General features: G+C 60.7%; 15 protein-coding genes and 1 other RNA gene. 8 read left to right on the forward strand and 8 right to left on the reverse strand.

Going from position 1 to position 24,412, the window contains the following annotated elements; translation table 11 throughout:
• Positions 1-5: 5 nt before the first annotated feature.
• The 5 genes from KUIN1_RS09470 to xdhA form a co-directional block, all read right to left on the reverse strand.
• Positions 6-1,357, reverse strand: a protein-coding gene (locus KUIN1_RS09470; protein ID WP_096127119.1) for an IS3 family transposase whose coding sequence is annotated in 2 segments (ribosomal slippage) — positions 6-898 and positions 898-1,357 — 1,353 coding nt in all. Because the reading frame shifts where the segments join, the coding sequence is not laid out codon by codon here.
• Between the two features lie 191 nt (positions 1,358-1,548).
• Positions 1,549-2,862, reverse strand: a complete 1,314-nt coding sequence (guaD, locus tag KUIN1_RS09475; protein WP_162886098.1) for a guanine deaminase — start codon at positions 2,860-2,862, stop codon at positions 1,549-1,551.
• Positions 2,863-2,879: 17 nt separating this feature from the next.
• Entirely contained in the window at positions 2,880-3,719 is an 840-nt protein-coding gene (gene xdhC / locus KUIN1_RS09480; RefSeq protein ID WP_024640636.1) for a xanthine dehydrogenase accessory protein XdhC, read from the reverse strand.
• Positions 3,716-6,235 carry a xanthine dehydrogenase molybdopterin binding subunit gene (gene xdhB, locus KUIN1_RS09485; protein ID WP_152091954.1) on the reverse strand — a complete coding sequence of 840 codons (2,520 nt, stop codon included), beginning with the start codon at positions 6,233-6,235 and terminating at the stop codon, positions 3,716-3,718. Before xdhB ends, xdhC begins: the two co-directional genes overlap by 4 nt.
• A complete protein-coding gene (xdhA, locus tag KUIN1_RS09490; RefSeq protein ID WP_116830977.1) occupies positions 6,228-7,682 on the reverse strand; it encodes a xanthine dehydrogenase small subunit in 1,455 nt (484 codons plus the stop codon). The genes xdhB and xdhA overlap by 8 nt, the downstream gene beginning before the upstream one ends.
• 277 nt (positions 7,683-7,959) lie before the next feature.
• Between xdhA and KUIN1_RS09495 the strand changes: the two genes are divergently transcribed.
• The 5 genes from KUIN1_RS09495 (at position 7,960) to KUIN1_RS09520 (ending at position 17,183) form a co-directional block, all read left to right on the forward strand.
• On the forward strand, positions 7,960-8,619 hold the full coding sequence (locus KUIN1_RS09495; protein ID WP_003405873.1) for a GntR family transcriptional regulator: 660 nt from the start codon (positions 7,960-7,962) through the stop codon (positions 8,617-8,619).
• Between the two features lie 4 nt (positions 8,620-8,623).
• The gene (gene smc / locus KUIN1_RS09500) at positions 8,624-12,112 is read left to right on the forward strand and encodes a chromosome segregation protein SMC (protein ID WP_024652347.1); all 3,489 of its coding nucleotides are present in this window, start codon (positions 8,624-8,626) and stop codon (positions 12,110-12,112) included.
• A gap of 250 nt (positions 12,113-12,362) precedes the next feature.
• Positions 12,363-13,226 (forward strand): cell division protein ZipA, encoded by an 864-nt coding sequence (zipA, locus tag KUIN1_RS09505; RefSeq protein ID WP_003405868.1) that lies wholly within the window; start codon positions 12,363-12,365, stop codon positions 13,224-13,226.
• 129 nt (positions 13,227-13,355) lie between these two features.
• Positions 13,356-15,719, forward strand: coding sequence for an NAD-dependent DNA ligase LigA (gene ligA, locus KUIN1_RS09510; protein ID WP_152091955.1), 2,364 nt, complete (start codon positions 13,356-13,358; stop codon positions 15,717-15,719).
• Between the two features lie 297 nt (positions 15,720-16,016).
• Complete coding sequence (locus tag KUIN1_RS09520; RefSeq protein ID WP_011267262.1) at positions 16,017-17,183, forward strand: zinc-binding metallopeptidase family protein; 1,167 nt, start codon at positions 16,017-16,019, stop codon at positions 17,181-17,183.
• Between the two features lie 57 nt (positions 17,184-17,240).
• Here KUIN1_RS09520 and KUIN1_RS09525 read toward each other — a convergent pair whose 3' ends face one another.
• The gene (locus tag KUIN1_RS09525) at positions 17,241-17,729 is read right to left on the reverse strand and encodes a GNAT family N-acetyltransferase (RefSeq protein ID WP_103753956.1); all 489 of its coding nucleotides are present in this window, start codon (positions 17,727-17,729) and stop codon (positions 17,241-17,243) included.
• 226 nt (positions 17,730-17,955) lie between these two features.
• Here KUIN1_RS09525 and ffs point away from each other — a divergent pair.
• An RNA gene (gene ffs / locus KUIN1_RS09530) (signal recognition particle sRNA small type) lies at positions 17,956-18,052 on the forward strand.
• Between the two features lie 334 nt (positions 18,053-18,386).
• On the forward strand, positions 18,387-19,511 hold the full coding sequence (locus KUIN1_RS09535) for a mechanosensitive ion channel family protein (RefSeq protein WP_003405859.1): 1,125 nt from the start codon (positions 18,387-18,389) through the stop codon (positions 19,509-19,511).
• A 5-nt stretch (positions 19,512-19,516) separates the two neighbouring features.
• Here KUIN1_RS09535 and acpA read toward each other — a convergent pair whose 3' ends face one another.
• Together acpA and KUIN1_RS09545 are read right to left on the reverse strand one after the other, a co-directional pair.
• Positions 19,517-21,202, reverse strand: coding sequence for an acid phosphatase (gene acpA / locus KUIN1_RS09540; protein ID WP_024643164.1), 1,686 nt, complete (start codon positions 21,200-21,202; stop codon positions 19,517-19,519).
• A gap of 93 nt (positions 21,203-21,295) precedes the next feature.
• On the reverse strand, positions 21,296-22,090 hold the full coding sequence (locus tag KUIN1_RS09545) for a substrate-binding periplasmic protein (RefSeq protein WP_152091956.1): 795 nt from the start codon (positions 22,088-22,090) through the stop codon (positions 21,296-21,298).
• Between the two features lie 100 nt (positions 22,091-22,190).
• Between KUIN1_RS09545 and dnaX the strand changes: the two genes are divergently transcribed.
• Positions 22,191-24,407 (forward strand): DNA polymerase III subunit gamma/tau, encoded by a 2,217-nt coding sequence (dnaX, locus tag KUIN1_RS09550; protein ID WP_152091957.1) that lies wholly within the window; start codon positions 22,191-22,193, stop codon positions 24,405-24,407.
• Positions 24,408-24,412: the final 5 nt, after the last annotated feature.

The raw sequence follows: 24,412 nt of genomic DNA on the forward strand, positions 1-24,412 counted from the left end.
CAGTTTTAGCTCGCCGCCTGAGCCCTGTATTTTACGGGGCTCAAGCCGTTTAGCTTCAGCTTGATGCGGTCATTGTTGTAGTAGCGGATGTACTCATCCAGACCTGCCTTCAGCTCTTCTATGCTTTCAAATCGTTTCAAATAGAAAAACTCGGACTTCAGCGTACCAAAGAAGCTTTCCATTGCGGCATTGTCCAGGCAATTTCCCTTACGCGACATGCTTTGCTTCACGCCCTTGACCGCCAGCTTTTGACGGTACTGCGCGTGTTGATACTGCCAGCCCTGATCCGAGTGCATCACAAGCTTCGGCTCGTCCTGCAACTGCTGGAGAGCCTTGTCCAGCATATTGGTGACCAGCTCAAAGCACGGCCTGGTAGACACTTCGTACGCCACGATCTCACCGTTGTACAGGTCCATCACGGGCGAGAGGTACAGCTTTCGATTGGCCACTTTAAACTCGGTCACATCGGTCACCCATTTCTGGTTCGGGCGTTGCGCCGTGAACTTGCGCTCCAGCAAATTCGGCGCAATTTTCCCGACGGTGCCCTTATAGGAGCGGTACTTCTTGGGTCGCACAACTGATCTCAGGCCCAGTTCAGCCATCAATCGCTCCACAACCTTCTTGTTGACCAACGTGCCTGAGTTGCGAATGACCGCCGTGATACGCCGAGCCCCATAAAGACCTCTCTCCTCGTGATAAACACGCTCTATCTCCTGCTTCAGAGCTGCATCTGGATCGGGTCTGGATTGCACCTGAGCCTGATAGTAAAACGTGCTGCGCGCCAGGCCCGCCAGCGTCAGAAGGGCGCACATCGGAAACCGGTTCCTCAGTTGTTTGACGATCAGGGCTTTTTCTTTTGCCGTCGTTGCTGCTCCTTCAACTCTTCCAACTTTTTTAGGTAAGCGTTCTCCATGCGCAGGTATTCAAGCTCGGCCATTAACTGGTCGCGTGTCTTGTGCGTATCGTCAGCGGTTACGGGTTCGGTGGGATAAGGCTTCTTGGGCATGGCAGCAGGCTTTCTTCTTGTGGGAACACGCGGGGCTAGACCGTCACTGTAATGCTGCTGTTCCCAAATGACTATTTGGCCAGGATCACCAATACCAAAATGCGCTGCGGTCTGGCGAAGCGACAGCCCGTGCTCGCGCTTGTGCTCAAGCACTGAGCGTTTGAAGGCTTTACTGTACCGAAGACCAGGCTTGCGATGGCCTGTGTGCCCATGGCTCTTGTAATTGGCGACCCAGCGTCGAAGCAGGCTGAAATCGATCGAGAACTGACTGGCCACCTTACGAAAGCCGATGTTGCCTTCAAGGTACGCTTTGACGACGGTGAGTTTGAATTGCTCTGAATACTTGGCCATTTGAACACCCCCATTAGGTCGGATTGGTGTCCAACTTCTTGGGGGCAGTCCACGGAGCGTGGGGAACGATAATCTTAACTTCGTGCTGAAGCTCTGCGTCGTAATTCAACTATCGTGCGACGCTCCGCGTCGTCATGCCGTTCCGGACGCTCTGCGTCCTCTTGGCACGCTGGGGCGTGAGGAACGAGGTGCTAGCCTCTGTCATGCACCAATCGCCCACCCGACCAGGTCTGCTTCACCGTCCGGTCGTCACCGATGGTCATCAGCACGAACAGAATCTCTTCGATAGTCTTCGCCTGCTTCAAGCGATACGACAGCAGCGGGGTGGCGTTGTAGTCGAGCACCAGGAAGTCGGCCTCGTTGCCGGGCTTCAGGCTGCCGACCTTGTCTTCCAGACGCAGCGCCCGCGCGCCGCCCAGCGTTGCCAGGTACAGTGATTTGAACGGATTGAGCCGTGCGCCCTGCATCTGCATGACCTTGTAGGCCTCGTTCAGGGTCTGCAGAATCGAAAAGCTGGTGCCGCCGCCCACGTCGGTGCCCAGACCGACATTCACCTTGTGCTTCTCGGCCATCGGCAGGTTGAACAGGCCGCTGCCCAGAAACAGGTTGGAGGTCGGGCAGAAGGCAATCGCCGAACCGGTCTGCGCCAGTCGGGCGCATTGTTCGTCGCACAAATGAACGCCATGGGCGAACACCGAGCGCTCGCCGAGCAGGTTGAAGTGATCGTAGACGTCCAGGTAATGCTTGCGCTCCGGGAACAGCGCCTTGACCCACTCGATCTCCTGAAGGTTCTCGCTGATGTGGGTCTGCAAGTACAGGCCGGGATACTCGGTGAGCAACTGGCCAGCCAGACTCAATTGCTCCGGGCTGCTGGTCGGCGCGAATCGCGGCGTCACTGCGTAACTCAAACGTCCTTTGCCATGCCAGCGTTCGATCAGTGCCTTGCTGTCGGCATACCCGGATTCTGGCGTATCGACCAGATAATCCGGCGCATTGCGGTCCATCATCACCTTGCCGGCAATCATGCGCAGATCAAGTGCCTGCGCCGCGCTGAAAAACGCCTCGACCGATTCCTTGTGCACGCTGCCGAACACCAGCGCCGTGGTCGTACCGTTGCGCAGCAGCTCTTTGATGAAGATGTCGGCTACCTGCGCCGAATGCGCGGGGTCGGCGAACTGGCTTTCGCAGGGGAAGGTGTAGGTGTTGAGCCAGTCCAGCAATTGCTCGCCGTAGGAACCTATCATGCCGGTTTGCGGCAAGTGGATATGGGTGTCGATGAACCCCGGTGTGATCAGTGCGTCCGTGTATTCGATCAGCTCGACATCGTCGGCGAGCCGCTCCAGCAGATCGGCAGCGTGACCCACCGAAACGATCTTGCCGTCCTCGACCAGCAGCAAGCCGTCGGCAAAGTATTCATAGGATGCTTCCAGCGCCACTTCGGCCGGGTCGGCGAGGCTGTGAACGATGGCGGCGCGGTAGGCTTTACGGCGGGAAACTGAACTCATGGCACTCTCGTTGTAACTCATTGCGACTGACTGCGGCGCGATGCAGGCAGCAGTCTGGCGATAGGTTCGGCGTTGGCGGTGTGTTGGCCAAAGCTGACATTGTAAGTGGCGATTATTTCCGCGGCGATCGACACCGCGATCTCGATGGGCAGCTTGCCTTTGACCTCGGCCAGGCCCATCGGGCAACGCATGCGTTGCAGCAGACTGGCGTCGAAACCGCGTTCCCGCAAGCGATGTTCGAACTTGACCCGTTTGGTTTTCGAGCCGATAAGCCCGAAGTAACCAAAGTCGCCACGCGTGAGGATGGCGGCTGTCAGTTCCAGATCCAGCTGATGGTTGTGGGTCATCACGATGCAATAGGTGCCGACCGGCAGTTGCGCGACCTCGTCGACCGGCTCGTCATTGATGATCTTCGTCACGCCCTCGGGCATCTGTTCGGGGAATTCCTGCTCACGGCTGTCGATCCAGCGTACCCGGCAGGGCAGGCTGGCCAGCAACGGCACCAGCGCGCGGCCGACATGACCGGCACCGAATACGGCGATCTGCGCGACGGGCTCGCCCATCGGTTCGAACAACAGCACGTTCACGCCGCCGCAGCACTGGCCCAGGCTTGCACCCAGGTTGAAACGTTCCAGGCGCGTCTGCCGGGTGCCGCTGGCAAGCATCTCGCGGGCGATTTCCATGGCCTTGTATTCCAGGTGGCCGCCACCGATGGTGTCGTGGATGTGCTCGGCGCAGACCACCATTTTCGATCCGGCATTACGTGGCGTGGAGCCCAGCTCCTCGATGATCGTCACCAGAATGCCGGGTTCTCCACGGGCCTGCAGCTCGGCCAGGGCGCTGATCCAGTTGTTCATTTCTGCTCCAGGACAGAGTGATCCAGGCCAGGCGCCTTCGCGAGCAAGCTCGCTCCCACGGGGGCATCCTGAATAGGTGAAGGCGAGCCTGGCGAAGCTTCACTTGCCCGTGAAGAGGCAGAAACAATCGGCTCGGCGCCTTCGCTGGATGCGCGACGCGCAGCGCTGTTCTGGCGCATCTGTTCACAGCCCCACAACACTTTTTCCGGTGTCGCCGGGGCGTCGATGTTCGGTTGATGACGGTAGTCGCCCAGACTCGCCACGGCGTCCTTGATCGCGCACCAGGCGGCGATGCCGAGCATGAACGGCGGCTCGCCGACGGCCTTGGAATGGAACACCGTGTCTTCCGGATTCTTGCGGTTCTCTACCAGCTTGATGCGCAGATCGAGCGGCATGTCTGCCACTGCCGGGATCTTGTAGGACGCCGGGCCGCTGGTCATCAGCTTGCCCTTGTCGTTCCACACCAGTTCCTCGGTGGTCAGCCAGCCGGCGCCCTGAATATAGCCGCCTTCGACCTGACCGATATCGATGGCCGGGTTCAGCGACGCGCCGACGTCGTGCAGGATGTCGGTGCGCAACATCTTGTATTCGCCGGTCAGCGTATCGACGATGACCTCCACGCAGGCTGCGCCAAAGGCGTAGTAATAGAACGGCCGACCACGCGCCTGGCTGCGGTCGTAAAAAATCTTCGGCGTCTTGTAATAGCCGGTGCTCGACAGCGACACCTGGCCCATCCATGCCAATTGCGCCAGTTCGGCGAACGGCAGGAACAGCTCGCCGATCCGCACATGGCCGTTGCGGAATTCGACCTCCGCTTCGCTTACCTGATAGTGCCTGGCGGCAAACTCCACCAGCCGTTGCTTGAGGATTTCAGCGGCATTCTGTGCGGCCTTGCCGTTCAGGTCCGTGCCGCTCGAAGCGGCAGTGGGCGAGGTGTTCGGCACCTTGTCGGTGTTGGTCGCGGTGATCTGGATGCGCTCGATGTCCACCTGAAACACCTCGGCGACCACCTGCGCGACCTTGGTGTTCAAGCCCTGGCCCATTTCAGTGCCGCCATGGTTCAGGTGGATGCTGCCGTCGGTGTAGATATGAATCAGCGCACCGGCCTGATTGAGAAAGCTGGCGGTGAACGAGATGCCGAACTTGACCGGCGTCAGCGCCAGGCCTTTTTTCAGAACCGGACTGCCGGCATTGAACGCACGAATCGCTTCGCGGCGCTCGGCGTACTGGCTGCTTTGCTCGAGGTCGGCGGTCATCTCTTCCAGCAGGTTGTGTTCGACCGTCTGGTAATAGTGGGTGACGTTACGCTCGGTCTTGCCGTAATAGTTGGCCTTGCGCACGTGCAGCGGGTCCTTGCCCAGGAAACGTGAAATGCAGTCCATGACCTCTTCGATGGCGACCATGCCCTGCGGGCCGCCGAAGCCCCGGTAGGCGGTGTTGGACGCGGTGTGCGTCTTGCAGCGGTGGCCGTTGACGGTGGCTTCGCCCAGGTAATACGCGTTATCGGCATGGAACATGGCGCGGTCGACGATGGACGCCGAGAGGTCCGGCGAATAGCCGCAGTTGCCGGCCAGATCCAGCTGTATACCCTGCAGACGACCGTCATCATCGAAACCCACGTCGTACTCGATGTAGAACGGGTGGCGCTTACCGGTCATCTGCATGTCTTCGAAACGTTGCAGGCGCATCTTGGTGGGCTGGCCGGTCAATCGGGCGATCACTGCGCACAGGCAGGCCGGGCTGGCCGCCTGGGTTTCCTTTCCGCCAAAACCACCGCCCATGCGGCGCATGTCGACCACGATGCGGTTCATTGGCACGCCCAGCACCTCGGCCACCAGTTTCTGGATTTCCGTGGGGTTCTGGGTCGAGCAATAGACGATCATGCCGCCGTCTTCGGTCGGCATCACCGAGGATATCTGGGTTTCCAGGTAAAAATGCTCCTGGCCGCCAATGTGCAGGTTGCCCTGCAGGCGGTGGGTTGCGCGCGCCAGCGCAGCGGCAGAGTCGCCACGCTTGTGCGTATGGCTGTCGAGCACGAAGTGTTTCTGGCGCAGGGCCTGGACCACATCCAGCACCGGTTGCAGGTCTTCGTATTCGATGATCGCCGCCATCGCCGCCTGGCGTGCAGTGTCCAGGTCGCGAGCCGCCACGGCGAGCACCGGTTGTCCGACGAACTCCACCTTGTCGATGGCCAGCAGCGGGTCGCCGGGCAGCAACGGCCCGATGTCCTTGAGCCCCGGAATATCCTGATGGGTAATCGCGATGCGTACACCTTCGAAGGCGTAGCAGGGCGAGGTATCGATGCTGACGATGCGCGCATGGGCGCGGTCGGAAAGGCGTGCGTACACGTGCAACTGGTTGGGAAATTCCAGGCGATCATCGATGTACACCGCTTCGCCGGACACGTGTTTGTCGGCACTGTCGTGCTTGACGCTGCGGCCCACGCCGGTGTTCAGACCCTGCTGAAATACCGCCAGCATCTCCGCCTGGGTGCTGTTTGAGGAATGCTCAGACATAGTCAGTCACCCGCGTTGGAACGGCTGGGGTCTGTAACTCGATGAAGTACTTGCGCAGCAGGTTTTGCGCACTCAACAGGCGGTATTCCTTGCTCGCCCGGAAATCCGAGAGTGGGGTGAAGTCCTCGCTCAGTGCCGCGCAGGCGCGCTCGACGGTTGCATGGCTCCATGGTTGCCCGATCAGCGCCTGTTCGCAGGCCGCTGCACGCTTGGGAATCGCCGCCATACCACCGAACGCTATGCGCGCCTCGCGGATGACGCCGTCTTCCAGGGTCAGACGAAAAGCCGCGCAGACCGCCGAGATGTCGTCATCCAGCCGTTTGGAGACTTTATAGGCGCGGAAGGTCTGCCGCGAAGTGGCGGTGGGCACGATGATCTTTTCGATGAACTCGCTTTCCTGGCGGGCCGTGACCTTGTAGTCGATGAAATAGTCTTCCAGCGCCAGGGTGCGTTGACTGTTGCCTTTGCGCAGCACGATCTGCGCACCGAGGGCGATCAGCAGCGGCGGGGAGTCGCCGATGGGGGAGGCGTTGCCGATGTTGCCGCCCAGCGTGCCCTGATTGCGGATCTGCAACGAGGCGAAGCGCTGCAGTAACTCGCCAAAGTCCGGGTATTCGGCCTTGAGTGCTGCATAGCAATCGGTCAGCGGGGTTGCCGCACCGATCTCCAGGCGGTCATCGAAACGCTTCACGCCCTTCATTTCATCGATGTGTCCGACGTAAATCATCACCGGCAACTGTTTGTGAAACTGCGTGACCTCCAGGGCCAGATCGGTACCGCCGGCCAGCAGGCGCGCCTGTGGATGGCTGTCGTAGAGGTCTGCCAGATCCGCCACGGTCAGCGGAATGAAGCAGCGTTTTTCGCCGTCATTCAGTTCATCGGTGCCGGCCGGGGCGATGGCGCGCAGGCGTTCGACGGTTTGCGTCTGGCGCTGATCGAACTGGTCCGGCAGGCGCTGCGCGCAAGACTGCTCGGCGGCGGCCAGAATAGGGCGATAACCGGTACAACGACACAAGTTGCCGGCCAGGGCTTCGTGGGCCTGATGGGCATCGGCTTCGCTGCTGTTCTTTTGCAGGGCAAACAGCGACATCACAAAGCCGGGGGTACAAAAGCCGCATTGCGAGCCATGACACTCGACCATCGCCTTCTGCACGCTGTGCAACTGCCCCTGATGCTTGAGGTCTTCGACGCTGATCAATTGCTTGCCGTGCAGCGACGCCATGAACGTCAGGCACGAATTGAGGCTGCGATAACGCAGCGTTTGCTCGCCGTCGGTGTCACTGTGCAACTCGCCCACCACGACGGTGCAGGCACCACAGTCACCACTGGCGCAACCTTCCTTGGTACCGGGCTTGTGTGCCTGCTCACGCAGGTAGGTCAGCACGGTCATGTTCGGATTCAGGCTGCGCTCGGTTTTTAGCTCTTGGTTCAAAAGGAACTGAATCACGGCGCAAAGCCCTCACGTTTATTGTCATCAGACATGTCGATGAATCTATCAGCTCTGTTTATTGGGTCAATTTGTTTCTGACTTCCGAGTCAGGAAATTGAGTTTTTCGGCAATCTGCCGATCAAAGAGCCTCTGGTTCTTGAATCGCCTGTCGGCTGTGATTCAAGGTTTTGCGTATTTCGTGCCAGTTTCCGCGTTTATGGCCCTGCGCCACCCGTGCCGGTTGAGATACACTCCGCGACTTGCATGCGGAACTGGTTTTTTCTGAAGGATAGTCATGACGTTCAAGGCCCCGGACAGCCTCGCTGAGCAAATTGCTCATCATCTTGCCGAGCGGATCATTCGCGGTGAGCTCAAGCCTGGAGAGCGTATCCAGGAACAGAAAGTCACGCAGGCGTTGAACGTCAGCCGTGGCTCCGTGCGCGAAGCATTACTGATTCTGGAGCGCCGCCACCTGGTAGTGATCCTGCCGCGTCGTGGCGCACAGGTCACGGTGCTCAACGCACATAACGTCACCAGCCTGTGCAGCCTGATGAGCGAGCTGTACATTCTGCTGGCCAACGCGGTGGTCGAGCGCTGGAAGACCGAAGAGGATCTTGCACCGTTTCTGCAGATACAACAGCGCCTGCAGGCCAGTTTCGAGCAGCAGGACGTCAATGCATTCGTCGAAGAGAGCTTCAATGTCATGCGCGCGGCTTACCCGTTCGCCAGCAACCCGTACCTCGAAGAAACCGTCGAGAACCTGCAGCCTTCCATGAGCCGCAGCTATTTCATCGCGCTCGAGCAACGCAAGGCTGACATGGGTGACTACCTGGCGTTGTTCGGCGATCTGCTTGGCGCAGTGGTGGCGCGGGATATGCCGAAGATTCGTGTCGTGCTGGTCAGCTACTGTCAGCGCAGCTGCCAGCTGGTGCTGGCCGCCCTGGCAGCGGGCTGACGCCGTGCGCCTGAAGTGCATCAAGCTGGCGGGGTTCAAATCTTTCGTCGACCCCACCACGGTGAACTTCCCCAGCAACATGGCGGCTGTCGTCGGCCCCAATGGCTGTGGCAAATCCAACATTATCGACGCCGTGCGCTGGGTCATGGGCGAAAGCTCGGCCAAGAACCTGCGCGGCGAGTCGATGACCGACGTCATCTTCAACGGCTCCACCAGCCGCAAGCCGGTGAGCCAGGCCAGCATCGAGCTGGTCTTCGATAACTCCGACGGCACGCTGGTGGGCGAGTACGCGGCGTATGCGGAAATCTCCATTCGCCGCAAAGTGACCCGCGACAGCCAGAACAGCTACTACCTCAACGGCACCAAATGCCGCCGTCGCGACATCACCGACATCTTCCTCGGCACCGGCCTGGGGCCGCGCAGTTATTCGATCATCGAACAGGGCATGATCTCCAAGCTGATCGAAGCCAAGCCCGAAGACCTGCGCAACTTCATCGAAGAAGCCGCAGGGATTTCCAAGTACAAGGAGCGGCGTCGGGAAACCGAAAACCGCATTCGTCGTACCCATGAGAACCTGGCGCGCCTGACCGACCTGCGTGAAGAACTCGAGCGTCAGCTGGAGCGTCTGCACCGGCAGGCTCAGGCGGCCGAGAAATATCAGGAATACAAGGCCGAAGAACGCCAGCTGAAAGCGCAATTGTCGGCCCTGCGCTGGCAGGCGCTGAATGATCTGGTGGGTCAGCGCGAGGCGGTGATCAGCAATCAGGAGGTCGGTTTCGAGGCGCTGGTGGCCGATCAGCGAAGCGCCGATGCCAGTATCGAAAGGCTGCGCGACGGCCACCATGACCTGTCCGAACGCTTCAACCTGGTGCAGGGCCGCTTTTATTCGGTCGGCGGCGACATTGCCCGCGTCGAGCAGAGCATTCAGCACGGTCAGCAGCGGCTGCGCCAATTGCAGGATGACCTGCGTGAAGCCGAACGTGCCCGCCAGGAAACCGAATCGCACCTTGGGCACGACACCACGTTGCTTGCCACCCTCGGCGAAGAGCTGGAGATGCTCGAGCCCGAACAGGAAATGACCAGCGCCGCCGCCGAGGAGTCGGCCATCGCTCTGGAAGACGCCGAAGCGGCCATGCAGGGCTGGCAGGAGAAGTGGGACGTCTTCAATCAGCAATCCGCCGAGCCGCAGCGTCAGGCACAGGTCCAGCAGTCACGCATTCAGCAACTGGAACAGAGCATCGAACGCCTGGCCGAGCGCCAGCGGCGTCTGGCCGAAGAGCGTCAACTGCTGGCCGCGGACCCGGAAGATGCGGCCATTCTGCAATTGAGCGAAGACCTCGCCACCCGCGACATGACCCTTGAAGAGCTGCACATGGGCGAGGAGCAGGCGGTCGAGCGTCTTGAGCAATTGCGCGAGGCGTTGCAGCACGCCAGCCAGGCGCAACAGCAGGCGCAGGGCGAGCTGCAACGTCTCAACGGCCGGCTGGCGTCCCTCGAAGCGCTGCAGCAGGCGGCACTTGACCCGGACACCGGCACCGCCGAGTGGCTGCGTGATCAGCAACTGGCCGAGCGACCGCGTCTGGCCGAGGGGCTGAGCGTCGAAGCCGGCTGGGAACTGGCCGTGGAAACTGTGTTGGGTGCCGATTTGCAGGCCGTGCTGGTCGATGACTTCGACGGGCTCGATCTGGCCAATTTCGAACAGGGCGATCTGCGTTTGCTCAGCGTGGGTGCCGACACGATTCGCGCGCCGGGCAGCTTGCTGGAAAAGGTCGACAGCACGGTCGACCTGTCGGCCTGGCTGGGCCAGGTGATTCCGGTCGAGAACCTGGATGAGGCGCTGGCGCGACGCGCACAACTCAGTGCCGGGCAAAGCCTGATCAGCCGTGACGGCTACTGGGTGGGGCGGCACTTTTTACGTGTCCGCCGCGCCAGCGAAGCGCAGAGCGGTGTGCTGGCGCGCGGTCAGGAATTGCAGCGGCTGGGTCTGGAACGCGATGAGCGCGAAGCGACGCTGGCCACTTTGGAAGAGCAATTACTGGTCTTGCGCGAGCAACAGTCGCAGGAGGAAGACGCGCGTGAGCAGTTGCGCCGTCGCGTGCAGGACGAAACCCGTCAGCAAAGCGAACTGAAAGCGCAGCTGTCGGCGGTCCGGGTAAAAGTCGAGCAGTTGACCCTGCGCCGCACCCGCCTTGATGAAGAACTGGCCGAGCTGGGCGAGCAGCGCGCGGTCGAGCACGAACACCTTGGCGAATCGCGCCTGCAATTGCAGGACGCACTGGACAGCATGGCGCAGGATACCGAGCAGCGCGAAGTGCTGCAGGCCCAGCGTGATGCGCTGCGTGAGCGTCTGGACCGGATACGTCAGGACGCGCGGCAACACAAGGATCACAGTCATCAACTGGCGGTGCGTCTGGGCTCGATCAAGGCGCAATACGATTCGACCCGTCAGGCGCTGGAGCGCCTGCGCATGCAGTCCGAAAGGCTTACCGAGAAGCGCGAGCAACTGAGCCTGAATCTGGAGGAGGGCGAGGCACCGCTCGAAGAACTTCGCCTCAAGCTTGAAGAGCTACTGGAGCGGCGCATGGTGGTCGATGACGAAATGCGCATTGCCAAGAACGCACTCGAAGACGCTGATCGCGAATTGCGTGAGGCAGAAAAGCGCCGCACCCAGGCCGAGCAGCAATCGCAACTGCTGCGTGGCCAGCTGGAACAGCAGCGTCTGGAGTGGCAGTCGCTGACGGTGCGTCGCAAAGCCTTGCAGGACCAGTTGCATGAGGACGGCTACGACCTGCATGGCGTGCTCGCCACGCTGACGCCGGAAGCCAGCGAACAGGCTGCCGAGCAGCAACTGGAAAGCATCGCCGGGCGTATTCAGCGCCTGGGCGCAATCAACCTCGCGGCCATCGACGAGTACCAGCAGCAGTCCGAGCGCAAGCGCTATCTGGATGCGCAGGATGCCGATCTGGTCGAAGCGCTGGACACCCTGGAAAACGTCATCCGCAAGATCGACAAGGAGACCCGAAACCGCTTCAAGGATACCTTCGATCAGATAAACAGCGGAATTCAGGCACTTTTCCCAAAAGTTTTCGGTGGTGGCTCCGCTTATTTGGAACTGACAGGCGAAGATTTACTCGATACTGGGGTGACAATCATGGCGCGTCCCCCTGGCAAGAAGAACAGCACCATTCATTTGCTCTCGGGTGGTGAAAAAGCCCTGACCGCGCTGGCGCTGGTGTTTGCCATTTTCAAACTCAATCCTGCGCCGTTTTGCATGCTTGACGAGGTGGATGCGCCGCTGGATGACGCCAACGTGGGGCGCTATGCACGGTTGGTGAAAGAAATGTCACAAACGGTGCAGTTCATCTACATCACCCACAACAAGATCGCCATGGAAATGGCCGATCAACTGATGGGGGTTACGATGCATGAGCCCGGTTGTTCGCGGCTGGTAGCGGTGGATGTGGAGCAGGCGATGGCGCTGGTGGATGCCTGATTCGACGCCTCGTTCTGCGGGCAAATGGCCGCCCGGAGGCCTGAAAATGAGACGCTGGTACATGAGATGGCAATTTGGGCGGCGAAGAGACGTAACAGACGGTGTAAAGTTACCTTTGGTCGTGCTAGTTTAGTGACCACTTTTTATTTTCGCGTGGGCGAATTGCCAGTCAGAACATAGACTTGGCACCACGTATTAAAGGGGTTTAGGCCCTTATTTTCAGATTTCTTCATTAGAGGCACTGGATTACATGGAAATCGGTCTGCGCGAGTGGCTGATCGTCATCGGCATAATAGTCATCGCCGGTATTCTCTTTGATGGCTGGCGCCGTATGCGCGGCAGCAAGGGTAAATTGAAATTCAGACTGGATCGGAGCTTCTCCAACCTTCCGGATGAAGAAGAAACCACGTCTGCCGAAGTGCTGGGGCCGCCCCGTGTGCTGGATACGCACAAGGAGCCGCAGCTCGACGAGCACGATCTGCCGTCCATGAGCGCCAGCCCGCGTGAAGGCAAGCGTAGCAACAGCGACAAACGCAGTGACAAGAAGCGCAAGGACGAGCCACAGCAGGGCGACCTGAACCTGGATCTCGACGGCCCAAGCCTGTTCACGGGCCGCGACGACGATTTCCCGGATGACAAGCCGACCCAGCGCATCACTGAAGACAAGGATCTGCCTCCGGTGGAGGAAGTGCTGGTCATCAGCGTGATCTCGCGCAGCGAAGGCGGTTTCAAGGGCCCGGCACTGTTGCAGAACATTCTGGAAAGCGGCCTGCGTTTTGGCGAGATGGATATTTTCCACCGTCACGAGAGCATGGCTGGCAACGGCGAAGTGCTGTTCTCGATGGCCAATGCGGTCAAGCCCGGCGTGTTCGACCTGGACGATATCGACCATTTCAGTACCCGTGCGGTCAGCTTCTTCCTCGGCTTGCCAGGCCCTCGTCATCCCAAGCAGGCCTTCGACGTGATGGTTGCCGCGGCTCGCAAGCTGGCTCACGAGCTGGATGGCGAACTGAAGGATGATCAGCGCAGCGTCATGACCGCGCAGACCATCGAGCATTATCGCCAGCGCATCGTCGAGTTCGAGCGTCGTGCGTTGACCCAGCGTCGCGGTTAAGCAAGCCCTTGGGCGGGTCCCCGATCATGAGCGTGCTGCGGCACGCCCTGTCGGGGCCTGACCTGAACAGAACAGAGCCAACAGATTGAGCAGCCTCGGCTGCTTTTTTGCTTTTTGAGAGAACACCGTATGAAGGCCGTCGAAACCCGAATCCTGGAACTGCGTGCAGAGCTGGATCAGCACAACTACCGCTACCACGTTCTGGATGAACCGAGCATTCCGGATGTAGAGTACGACCGCCTGTTTCACGAGCTCAAGGCCCTGGAGGCGGAAAACCCCCATCTGGTCACCCCTGATTCGCCGACGCAGCGGGTCGGAAGCGCGGCCTTGTCGGCGTTCACCCAGGTGCGTCACGAAATGCCGATGCTCAGCCTGGGCAACGCGTTCGAAGAAAACGACATGCTCGAATTTGATCGGCGGGTCACCGAGGGGCTGGATCTGCCGGCCGGGGACCTGTTTGGCGAAGGCGGCAAGGTGCAGTACAGCTGCGAGCCCAAGCTGGACGGTCTGGCCGTCAGCCTGCTGTATCGCGACGGTGCGCTGGTGCGGGGCGCGACACGCGGCGACGGAACCACCGGCGAAGACATCAGCGTCAACGTGCGCACAGTGCGTAACATCCCGCTCAAGCTGCAGGGCAAGGGCTGGCCGGACGTGCTGGAAGTGCGCGGTGAAGTGTTCATGTCCAAGGCCGGTTTCGAGCGGCTTAACGCCAGTCAGCTGGAAATCGGCGGCAAGACCTTCGCCAACCCGCGCAACGCAGCCGCAGGCAGCCTGCGTCAACTGGATTCCAAGATCACGGCCAACCGGCCGCTGGAGTTCTGCTGCTATGGTCTGGGCCAGACGTCGGCGGAAATCGCCGACACTCACATCGGCGTGCTTGAAGCGCTGAAAAAATGGGGCATGCCGGTCAGTCGCGAGCTGAAAATGGCGAATGGCGTCGAGGAGTGCCTGGCCTATTACCGCGATATCGGTGAGCGGCGCCTGACGCTGACTTACGAGATCGACGGTGTAGTGTTCAAGGTCAACAACCTGGCAGCGCAGCGCGAACTTGGCTTCCGCGCCCGTGAGCCGCGCTGGGCGATTGCCCACAAATTCCCCGCCATGGAAGAGCTCACCGAACTGCTGGATGTCGAGTTCCAGGTGGGTCGTACCGGCGCCGTCACGCCGGTCGCACGCCTCAAGCCGGTCAAGGTGGCAGGCGTCATGGTCGCCAATGCCACGCTGCACAACATGGACGAAGTGGCGCGGCTGGGGCTGATGATCGGCGACACGGTGATCATCCGGCGTGCCGGTGACGTGATTCCGCAGGTGGTGCAGGTGGTTGCCGAGCGCCGCCCCGAGAATGCCAGGGCAGTGCAGGTTCCGCAGACCTGCCCGGTGTGCGGCTCGCATGTCGAGCGCACGCAACTGATCAAGCGCAGCAAAGGCAAGGAGACTGTCACCGAGGGCGCGGTGTATCGCTGTGTCGGGCGTCTGGCCTGCGGTGCGCAACTCAAGCAGGCGATCATCCATTACGTGTCGCGTCGCGCCATGGACATCGAAGGGCTGGGTGACAAGACCATCGAGCAACTGGTCGATGAGAAACTCATCGGCTCGCCTGCCGATCTGTACAAGCTGAAATACGAACAGATCATCGACCTGGAAGGCTTCGCGGAAATCTCCAGCAACAAGCTGCTCAAGGCCATCGCCGACAGCCGACAGCCGACCCTGGCGCGCTTCATTTATGCGCTGGGCATTCCCGATGTGGGTGAAGAGACGGCCAAGGTCCTGGCGCGTTCGCTGGCGTCGCTGGAGCGTGTCAAACAGGCCTTGCCGGAAGTATTGACCTACCTGCCGGATGTCGGCCTGGAAGTCGCTTACGAGATTCACAGCTTCTTTGAGGACGAGCACAACCGTAGCGTTATCGATGCGCTGCTCGGTGAATGCGGTCTGCAATTGCAGGACCAGGGCGAGCTGGGCGCCGAGTTCGCTGCCAGCACCACGCTGGAAGGGCTGATAGACAAACTGCACATTCCGTCGGTAGGGCCGGGTGCTGCGCAGAAACTGGCGGACCGGTTCGGTACGCTGGAGGCCATCATCAGCGCCGACTGGCTGGACATGCGTCAGGCACTGCCGGAGAAACAGGCCAAGTCGGTCCGTGACTTCTTCGACGACAGCGCAAACGCAGAGCGCGCCCGCGCCATCGAAGCCCAGCTCAAGGACTTCGGCATGCACTGGCGCAGCGAGAAAAAAACCGTCGAAGGCTTGCCGCTGGCCGGGCAGACCTGGGTGCTGACCGGCTCGCTGGAGCGCATGAGCCGCGATGTCGCCAAGGAAAAACTCGAAAGCCTCGGTGCCAAGGTGTCCGGCTCGGTCTCGGCCAAGACCCACACCGTGGTGGCGGGGCCGGGTGCCGGCTCGAAACTGACCAAGGCCAACGAACTGGGCCTCACCGTGCTGGACGAAGATGCACTGCTCAAACGCCTGATCGAGCTGGGCGTGGCGGTTGATTGAGGAAGGCCGACGCTGCGTATGCCCTGATGATCGTGCGACGCTCCGCGTCGCATGCAGTTCTGGACGCTCTGCGTCCGATCTTGAGTGTGAGGGTGCGGCGTAGATCTGTGACGCGGAGCGTCACGCACTGCATTCCTACGCTGGAGCGTGAGGAACGATAATCCCGACTACCGTGCGACGCACCGTTTTGGTCCATGAACACGCCGTCAGCCTCATCATCCATGCCGCTCGATAATATTTTTGAACCCCTGAAGCGTCGGCATGATCTAGTCCATGCAAGGTCAACGGGAGATCGCCATGTATCGCTTTTTCGAGCAACTGAGTTCACGCATCACCGCCCCATTTGTCGGCGAATCCAAACGTAACAGCAAGGTCTGGCAGTGCACCTGTGGCCAGTCGGTGTTTTTCCCCAATACCCAATGCCTGGCCTGTTCGGCAGCGCTGGGCTACCTGCCTGAGCAGGGACGCGTCGCTACGCTCGAAGCAGGGCCTGAGCCCACTACCTGGCGCTTGAGCGATGAGCCGGGTGCCGGGCTGTATCGGCGTTGCGCCAACCTCGGCACTCCGGCAGCCTGTAACTGGCTTTTTCCAGAGCACAATGCCGGCGAATTCTGTGTCGCGTGCAGCCTCAATCACACCATTCCCGACCTGTCCGTGGTTGAAAACGGCGAGCGCTGGCGCAAGGTCGAGACCGCCAAACGGCGTCTGGTCGCACAGCTGATTTCCCTGGGCCTGCAGGTCATCCCCAAGACTGTCGACGAAGAAACCGGCCTGGCCTTCGATTTTGTCGGTGTCGATCTGGAAGGCAACCTGCCAACCACAGGCCATGCCAACGGCCTGATCACCCTGAACATCGAAGAAGCCGACGACGCACACCGCGAAGCGATGCGTGTACAGATGCACGAACCCTATCGCACCTTGCTCGGCCATTTCCGTCATGAAGTCGGTCATTACTACTGGGATCGGCTCATCGCCAATACCCACTGGCAGGACAGCTATCGCAACCTGTTCGGCGACGAGCGCGCCAGCTATGCCGACGCGCTCGATCACCACTACAAGAACGGCGCGCCGGACAACTGGCAGGAAAGCTTCGTCAGTGCCTACGCGACCATGCATCCGTGGGAAGACTGGGCCGAAACCTGGGCGCATTACCTGCACATGATGGATGCGGTCGACACCGCGCTGGGGTTTGGCATGAGCGCTCGCGACATGGAGCTCGATTACCAGCCGTTTCCGCTGGAAGTGCTCTACGACCCTCAGCATCCGGGCGGCCCGGCGTTCCTGTCGTTCGTCAATGCCTGGATCGAGCTGGCGAGCATGCTCAACGAGCTGTCACGCAGCATGGGGCAGCCGGATTTCTATCCGTTCGTGCTGCCTCCAGCAGTCATCGCCAAGCTGCACTTCATCCATCTGGTGATTCAGGATGCCGGTGGCAAGGCCGATGAGGTTCTGCAGGCCCAGTAAACACGGGTCTTGCCTGACACGCTTCGGCGGCGTGTCAGGCCTTTGTTCAAAGCAGGTTCAAAGCATCAGCGTCAGCCTGCGCTCGAAGCCGATGCGCCCGCGGTACGCCTCACCGGTATCGGTCCAGCCCTGGCCTGTATAAAGCCCGATGGCGGCCGAGTTGTCCGCATCCACCGACAGCATCAATTGAGTGATGTCCGGCCATTTCAGACGCAACGCCGCAGGCAGCGCTTGCAGGCACGCCTTGCCCAGCCCCTTGCCCTGTTCGCGGTGATCGATCTGCAACGCATGCAGTGTCGCCGTCAGATCCTCCTGAGCCCAATGCGGCAGACAATCGTCGCGCTTGAGCAGGAAAAACCCCACCGCCTTCTCGTCACCGAGCAGCGCGAAGCCGCAAATATTCGGACTGGGTCTGACCAGAAGCGTATTGAGCGCGGTGTAGATGTCGCCGGAAAACTGTATCTGTTCCTGCGTAACCTCAAGGTATCCGAGCTGCTGGCGTTGAGAGGCGGTGAGGTCGTGGTAGTCGACCAATCGAGTCTGCATGAGCAACCTGCTGGCTGATTATTGTTGAGGCGGGCAGGGTACAGGATCGAATGGGGTCGTTTCGAGGATTTGTAACGCTGATGACCGGTACGCATTTGCCGTTCAGCCCCGGCACACAAGTGCTTGAGCCCCCTCGAAATTTTTATCCGCAGCAACGGTTGTAAACTCGCGCAAGACCGGTACAATGGCGCGGCTCACCAACTGGTGAGTGTCGTTATGGTGACCCCATCGGTCCCCCCGCAACGATTACCCGTGAACCTGGTCAGATCCGGAAGGAAGCAGCCACAGCGGGAACATTGTGTGCCGGGGTGTGGCTGGTGGGGGCACCACCTTAACGAATCTTCAGTCGTTCCTCGACGCAGTTGCACTGCAATTCCCCTTTCTCCCAGTACCTCTGAACCCTCGCCATATGCCGAACGCGCATTAGCTATTCCTGCTTTTGTGTCCGCGCATGGATACCTTTTGCAACGCGTGTGGCCATCCTGATGTAGAGCGGCCGGTAATGCGATCCGAATTCGTCTGAACCCTCCGCGCCATGTGCCACCTAACCCCTTACGCGTCGCTTGAAACCGTTTTACGGCAAGGGGCAATTCAAGTCGCTGCGGGTGTCACAGGCTTTTCGGTCAGGCGTCTCGCAGCAGTGGAGCCGGGGGCCGGATGGAACAGGACATCATCAGATTTTTCACAGACTCGCAATTTCTGGGCATATCGCTCGCTAACTGGATACTGGCTATTTTTGCCTCGACCCTGAGTTTTATTCTGGTCAGGGGCGTGATCGGTTTTGTGCTCAGAAAGATGCGTTCGCGTGCCCAGGCGCCCAGCACGCATATGCGATACATCGTGGTTCAGGTGCTGTCGGGCACCAGTAATACGTTATTGCTGCTGGCTTCGATCCTGATCGGCATCGGCATGCTCGATCTGCCGGAACGCTGGCTCGGGCGGGTCAGCAGCCTATGGTTCGTGGTCGCCGCATTGCAGGTCGGGTTGTGGGCGAACCGGGCGATCGCGCTGGCGTTGCAGCGCTACTTCGTGCGTCACAACGCCGGCGGCACCTTTCAGGGCAGTGCGCTGGCCACGTTGAGTCTGTGGGGCGCGAAGGTGTTGCTGTGGGCCACGGTGGTCATGGCGATGCTGTCCAACGTCGGGGTCAATATCACCGCGTTTGTCGCCAGCCTCGGGGTCGGCGGCATTGCGGTCGCGCTGGCGGTGCAGAACATTCTGGGCGACGTGTTTGCCTCGCTGTCGATTGCGGTGGACAAGCCTTTCGAGGTCGGCGACTTCATCGTCGTCGGTGCGCTGTCCGGCACGGTCGAACACGTGGGCCTCAAGACCACGCGGATCCGCAGCCTGGGTGGCGAGCAGATCGTGATGGCCAACGCCGACATGATCAATAACACCATCCAGAACTACAAACGCTTGCAGGAGCGACGCATTGTCTTCGAATTCAGGCTGACCTATGACTGCTCGGTCGATCAGATCAGGGAAGTGCCGAAGAAAGTCGAAGCGATCATCAACGCGCAGAAACTGGCACGTTTCGACCGTTCGCATTTTCGGGGGTTTGGCGAGACATCGCTGGAGTTCGAGACCGTTTTCATCGTGCTCGACCCCAGCTACAACGTCTATATGGATGTGCAGCAGGCGATCAATCTGGACATCATGGAAGCCTTTGCCGAACTGGATGTGCGTTTCGCGTTCCCGTCCCGTACGGTGTACGTGGCGTCCCTGCCACCGGTTAAAACCGCTCGTCCGACTGCGCTTGAAGCAGCCGACGCGACGACCTGATCGAATCAGGCCGGAAACTGCAGCGCGTTGGTCAGGTCGCCCATCGGCGTCTGGCCACGCGCGATCATGGCCTCGTCGCGGCGTTTCAGGCCGTCGAGCTTTTCCAGGCCATGCACGCGGGTGATCAGGCGCAGGATCGAGGCCGTGTCGTAAACCGTGTGGTCGACCTTGCCCTTGCGGGCGAAAGGGGAGATGACCAGGGCGGGAATGCGCGTGCCAGGACCAAAGCGGTCGCCTTTTGGTGGTGCAACGTGGTCCCACCAGCCGCCGTTCTCGTCGACGGTGACGACGATCACCATGTTGTCCCACTGCGGGCTCTTGCGCAGCACCTTGATCACCCGGTCGATGTGCCGGTCACCCGCAGCCACGTCGGCGTAACCGGCGTGCATGTTCAGGTTGCCCTGGGGTTTGTAGAAGGTAACGGCAGGCAACTTGCCCGCTTCGGCATCGGCGAGGAAGCGATTGGTGCTCGACTCGTCACCCAGGCCACCATCACGCAGGCGCTTCTTGCGCTCTTCAGGGTGCTGCGGACCCTGCTGCTTGAAGTAGTTGAACGGCTGGTGATGGTATTGAAAGTTGGGGATTTTCGGGATCCCGGTGGAGTCCTTGAATTCATCCAGCGTCACTTGCCAGGCACCGGCATACCAGGCCCAGTCGACATTCCTTTTCGACAGTTTGTCACCGATGTGCTCGTGGCTTTGCGGAACCAGCACGTTGGGCAGATCCGGTTTCGAGTAATCAGGGTTCTGCGGGTCACGCAGCCAGGTTGGCCAGTACGGCGGGGCCATGGTGTTGACGGCGTAGTTGTCCGGCGTGATGGCGCTGGGGCCGAACTGCGGCGGCCCGTCCATGGCGCTGGCCGGCGACTTGTCGAGTGGTTTGAGGCGCGGGTCCTGCGGGTTGAAACTCTGCAGGGTGGCGATTTGTGACTTGGCCGGCGATTCGGCGGCGTTCGGGTAAACAGGCGCCGTGGCTGAAATCAGGTACTGGTGGTTGAGGAACGAGCCGCCGAAAGCACCCTGAAAGAAGTTGTCACAAAGTACGAACTCCTCGGCCACATCCCACAGGCGCAGCGAGTACTGAGTCTGTGCGTAGTTGCCCATGGTCAGGCCGCCTGCATCGGCCCAGGCCACGAAGCGGTCGTTCTTGCCGTCGTTGATCTGCATCTGGTTCTGGTAAAAGACGTGCCACAGGTCGCGGGTCACCAGGCTCAGCGGCAGGTCTTCACCGTTTGGTCCCTTGAGCGGGAACGGCGCGTTGGGCAGGTCTTGCTGAAATTGCTCGCCCACCGGATAGGTCACGCCATCGACGGTTTGCGGTCCGACCTGCAGCACGCCGCCCCAGGCCGGGGGCAGTTTGGACAAGCGCGTGCCGTCGCGGTCGCGCTGCTCGTAATCGGAAGGCCTGAGCGAGGAGAGCGGCTTTTCGACACCGGGGAAATCGCCGAACAGGTTATTGAAGCTGCGGTTCTCGGCGTAGATCACCACAATGGTTTTCACATTTTCGCGCAAGGCGCGATCCAGCGCGGGTCCGGCAAGGTGATGATGCCGTTCGTTGTCGCCAGGCGGCTTCTCGTGGGCAGAAACGTAACTGCTAAGGGTGACACCTGCACCCAGGGCAGCCATCCCGCCCAGAAAACGACGGCGGCTGGGGTTTTCGTTGGTCTCTTCGTCGTCTGGTCTGTCGCTCATCGCCAAATACTCGCGCTGGTTAATGTGTTACCAAAGATTTCACGCGAGCGTAACCATGGAATATGACGCTATTGCGACAGCGCAGATCAAGGATCAGGGTGCGGTGGGTGTGGTGTAGTGATCGATGATTTGCTGGATCTCGCCCGACAGACGCATCTGCACCAGCGTGCGCAAAATTCTGCCCACTGGCAGTTCGGGGTTATTGCGGATCAGGCAGGCGGCCGGCTGTTCGGCGACCAGTGAGATCGGCTTGAGTTTCTTGCCGTCAGGCAGGTTCCGGTTGGTCCATTCGAGGATCAACTGATTGGTCACCGCATAGTTGTAGCGCCCGGCCATCAGCTTGCCGAGCGTCTGGTTTTGCGTGCGTGCATCTTCACGGACCAGTTGATGAGTTTCGAAAAGGTGCTCGAGGGCCGGGTAGGTGTAGCCCAGCACGGTGCCGACGGTTTCGTTGTCGAACTGCTCGGGGTAGGGGCCGGCAGCTGTTGCGGCCGAAGCGACCAGCCAGTCGCGCTGATAGAGAATCGGCAGGCTCCACAGGTAGTCGCCGGAAAGGTCGGGGTACCACGCCTGGGCGCTGTAGCAGTGCATGTCGACTTCGCCGCGCTCGAGCGCCGACTGGATACGCAGGCGCGGCATCACGTGATAACGGGCTTCGAGGCCCACATGGTGCGTAAGGCTTTGCATGATGTCGAACAGAATGCCGGATTCGGGACGAAAGTCGGTGATGTGCATCATCGGCATGGTCCAGCCTTCGTTGACCGCAAAGCTCAAGGTCCTCTGCGCCGCGCTGCCGTTTTGCGGCAACAGCAATAGCAGGCAGACCGCCGCTGCACGAGGCAGCCGCGGCGTGGTAAAGGCCCGGATAAAGCGCGTCAATAGAGTCATTTGCACAGCTTAGCCACAATAGAGGCGGACACCAGATGCAATTTTGCCCCTGCTCGGCTAGCATTGGCGGTCTTCCGCTTACCAGTTGCGACGGTTTTAAATGAGTTATCAGGTTCTTGCACGTAAATGGCGTCCGCGCTCGTTCCGCGAAATGGTCGGCCAGGCTCATGTGTTGAAGGCCCTGATCAACGCGCTGGACAGCCAGCGCCTGCACCATGCCTATCTGTTCACCGGCACACGGGGCGTCGGCAAGACGACTATCGCGCGGATCATCGCCAAGTGCCTGAACTGTGAAACCGGCATTACTTCGACGCCCTGCGGCACCTGCTCGGTGTGCAAGGAGATCGACGAGGGCCGGTTCGTCGACCTGATCGAAATCGACGCCGCCAGCCGCACCAAGGTCGAAGACACGCGCGAGCTGCTGGATAACGTGCAGTACGCGCCCAGTCGCGGTCGCTTCAAGGTCTACCTGATCGACGAAGTGCACATGCTTTCCAGCCACTCGTTCAACGCCTTGCTCAAGACGCTTGAAGAGCCGCCGCCCTACGTCAAGTTCATCCTGGCCACCACCGATCCGCAAAAACTGCCGGCGACCATCCTTTCGCGCTGCCTGCAGTTCTCGCTGAAAAACATGACGCCCGAGCGCGTGGTCGAGCATCTGACCCACGTGCTGGGCGTCGAGAACGTGCCGTTCGAAGATGACGCGCTGTGGCTGCTCGGGCGCGCCGCCGACGGTTCGATGCGTGATGCGATGAGCCTCACCGATCAGGCCATTGCCTTCGGTGAAGGCAAGGTCATGGCTGCCGATGTACGTGCCATGCTCGGCACGCTGGACCACGGCCAGGTCTTCGATGTACTGACCGCGCTGCTGGAAGGCGATGCCCGCGGGGTGCTGGAGGCGGTACGCCATCTGGCCGAGCAGGGCCCTGACTGGAATGGCGTGCTCTCGGAAATTCTCAACGTGCTGCACCGTGTGGCGATTGCCCAGGCGCTGCCGGAAGGCGTCGACAACGGTCACGGCGATCGTGACCGGGTGCTGGCCCTGGCGCAGGCCCTGCCTGCCGAAGATGTGCAGTTTTACTACCAGATGGGCTTGATTGGTCGTCGTGACTTGCCACTGGCCCCTGATCCGCGTGGCGGCTTCGAGATGGTCCTGCTGCGTATGCTGGCGTTTCGTCCTGCCGACAGCGAGGACGCGCCGAGGCAGCCGCTAAAGCCAGTGGGGATCAGCCAGGCCACGGTTGATTCCCGAAAAGCAGTGGCTGATGCGACACCTGTTGCATCGGCAGCTCCCGCAGTGTCGAGCGCTCCGGTGATGGCTGCGCCCGATCCGGCCTTCGAAGCGCTGCCGCCTGCAGCGGCGCCGAAGCCGCCCGCCGCCCGGCCAGAGCCCGCGGTGCAGCCGGAATCGAAGCCAGAGCCACAAGCCGCGCCAGTCGAAGACCTCGACCTGCCGTGGAATGAGCCGAAATCCCCGGCTGCCGAACCCGCCGCCGAAACTGCGCCTGATACCGATACCGATACCGATACCGAGCCAGTCGCCGAGCCGGTTCTGGAGACCGTTTCCGAGCAGCCTGACCTGACGCCCATGCCGACGCCTGCGCCCGCCAGCCCGGTGCCGGCCGCACCCGAGGCCGAGCCTGAGCAGCCGGTTGCCGAGCAGCAGGACGCGCCGGCAATGCTCGAAGCCATCCCGGACTCTGCGTATCTGTCCACGCACACCGATTCGATGTCTTCCGACTCCGGGCCGATGGGGCGTGATGACGAACCGCCAGCGGATGATGATTACGTCGAGCCGGATATCGATATAGACCCGGCGTCCTACAGCTATCTGGACGAGCTGGCCCACGAAAGTGTCGTCGAGCTTGAAGCGGTCGAGCCGGAGCCTGCTCCGGCCGCCAAACCGGCCACCGGTCTTGCGGCCGAGTGGCTGGACGTGTTCCCCAAGCTGCCGATCTCCGGCATGACCGGCAGCATCGCGGCCAACTGCACATTGATCTCGGTCGATGGCGATAACTGGCTGCTGCACCTGGACCCGGCGCACAGCGCGCTGTTCAACTCGACTCAGCAGCGGCGTCTGAACGATGCGTTGAACCAGTACCATGGGCGCACGATCAATCTGAGTATCGAGCTGATCAAGCCCGAGCAGGAAACCCCTGCGCAGGCCGCTTCACGGCTGCGTGCCGAGCGCCAGCGCCAGGCCGAAGCCTCGATCCAGGCCGACCCGTACATCCAGCAGATGCTGCAACAGTTCGGCGCTGTGATCCGGGAAGACACGATCAAACCCGTTGACGCGCCTGCGGTGCAGGCTCAATAACTGAA

The sequence above is a fragment of the Pseudomonas sp. KUIN-1 genome (assembly GCF_009176725.1).
Classification (GTDB): domain Bacteria; phylum Pseudomonadota; class Gammaproteobacteria; order Pseudomonadales; family Pseudomonadaceae; genus Aquipseudomonas; species Aquipseudomonas fragariae.

Bases quoted from the DNA above. Each gene is read 5' to 3' on its own strand.
- guaD (WP_162886098.1), bottom strand. From the start codon at position 2,862: ATGAGTTCAGTTTCCCGCCGTAAAGCCTACCGCGCCGCCATCGTTCAC.
- xdhC (WP_024640636.1), bottom strand. From the start codon at position 3,719: ATGAACAACTGGATCAGCGCCCTGGCCGAGCTGCAGGCCCGTGGAGAA.
- xdhB (WP_152091954.1), bottom strand. From the start codon at position 6,235: ATGTCTGAGCATTCCTCAAACAGCACCCAGGCGGAGATGCTGGCGGTA.
- KUIN1_RS09495 (WP_003405873.1), top strand. From the start codon at position 7,960: ATGACGTTCAAGGCCCCGGACAGCCTCGCTGAGCAAATTGCTCATCAT.
- zipA (WP_003405868.1), top strand. From the start codon at position 12,363: ATGGAAATCGGTCTGCGCGAGTGGCTGATCGTCATCGGCATAATAGTC.
- ligA (WP_152091955.1), top strand. From the start codon at position 13,356: ATGAAGGCCGTCGAAACCCGAATCCTGGAACTGCGTGCAGAGCTGGAT.
- KUIN1_RS09520 (WP_011267262.1), top strand. From the start codon at position 16,017: ATGTATCGCTTTTTCGAGCAACTGAGTTCACGCATCACCGCCCCATTT.
- KUIN1_RS09525 (WP_103753956.1), bottom strand. From the start codon at position 17,729: ATGCAGACTCGATTGGTCGACTACCACGACCTCACCGCCTCTCAACGC.
- KUIN1_RS09535 (WP_003405859.1), top strand. From the start codon at position 18,387: ATGGAACAGGACATCATCAGATTTTTCACAGACTCGCAATTTCTGGGC.
- acpA (WP_024643164.1), bottom strand. From the start codon at position 21,202: ATGAGCGACAGACCAGACGACGAAGAGACCAACGAAAACCCCAGCCGC.
- KUIN1_RS09545 (WP_152091956.1), bottom strand. From the start codon at position 22,090: ATGACTCTATTGACGCGCTTTATCCGGGCCTTTACCACGCCGCGGCTG.
- dnaX (WP_152091957.1), top strand. From the start codon at position 22,191: ATGAGTTATCAGGTTCTTGCACGTAAATGGCGTCCGCGCTCGTTCCGC.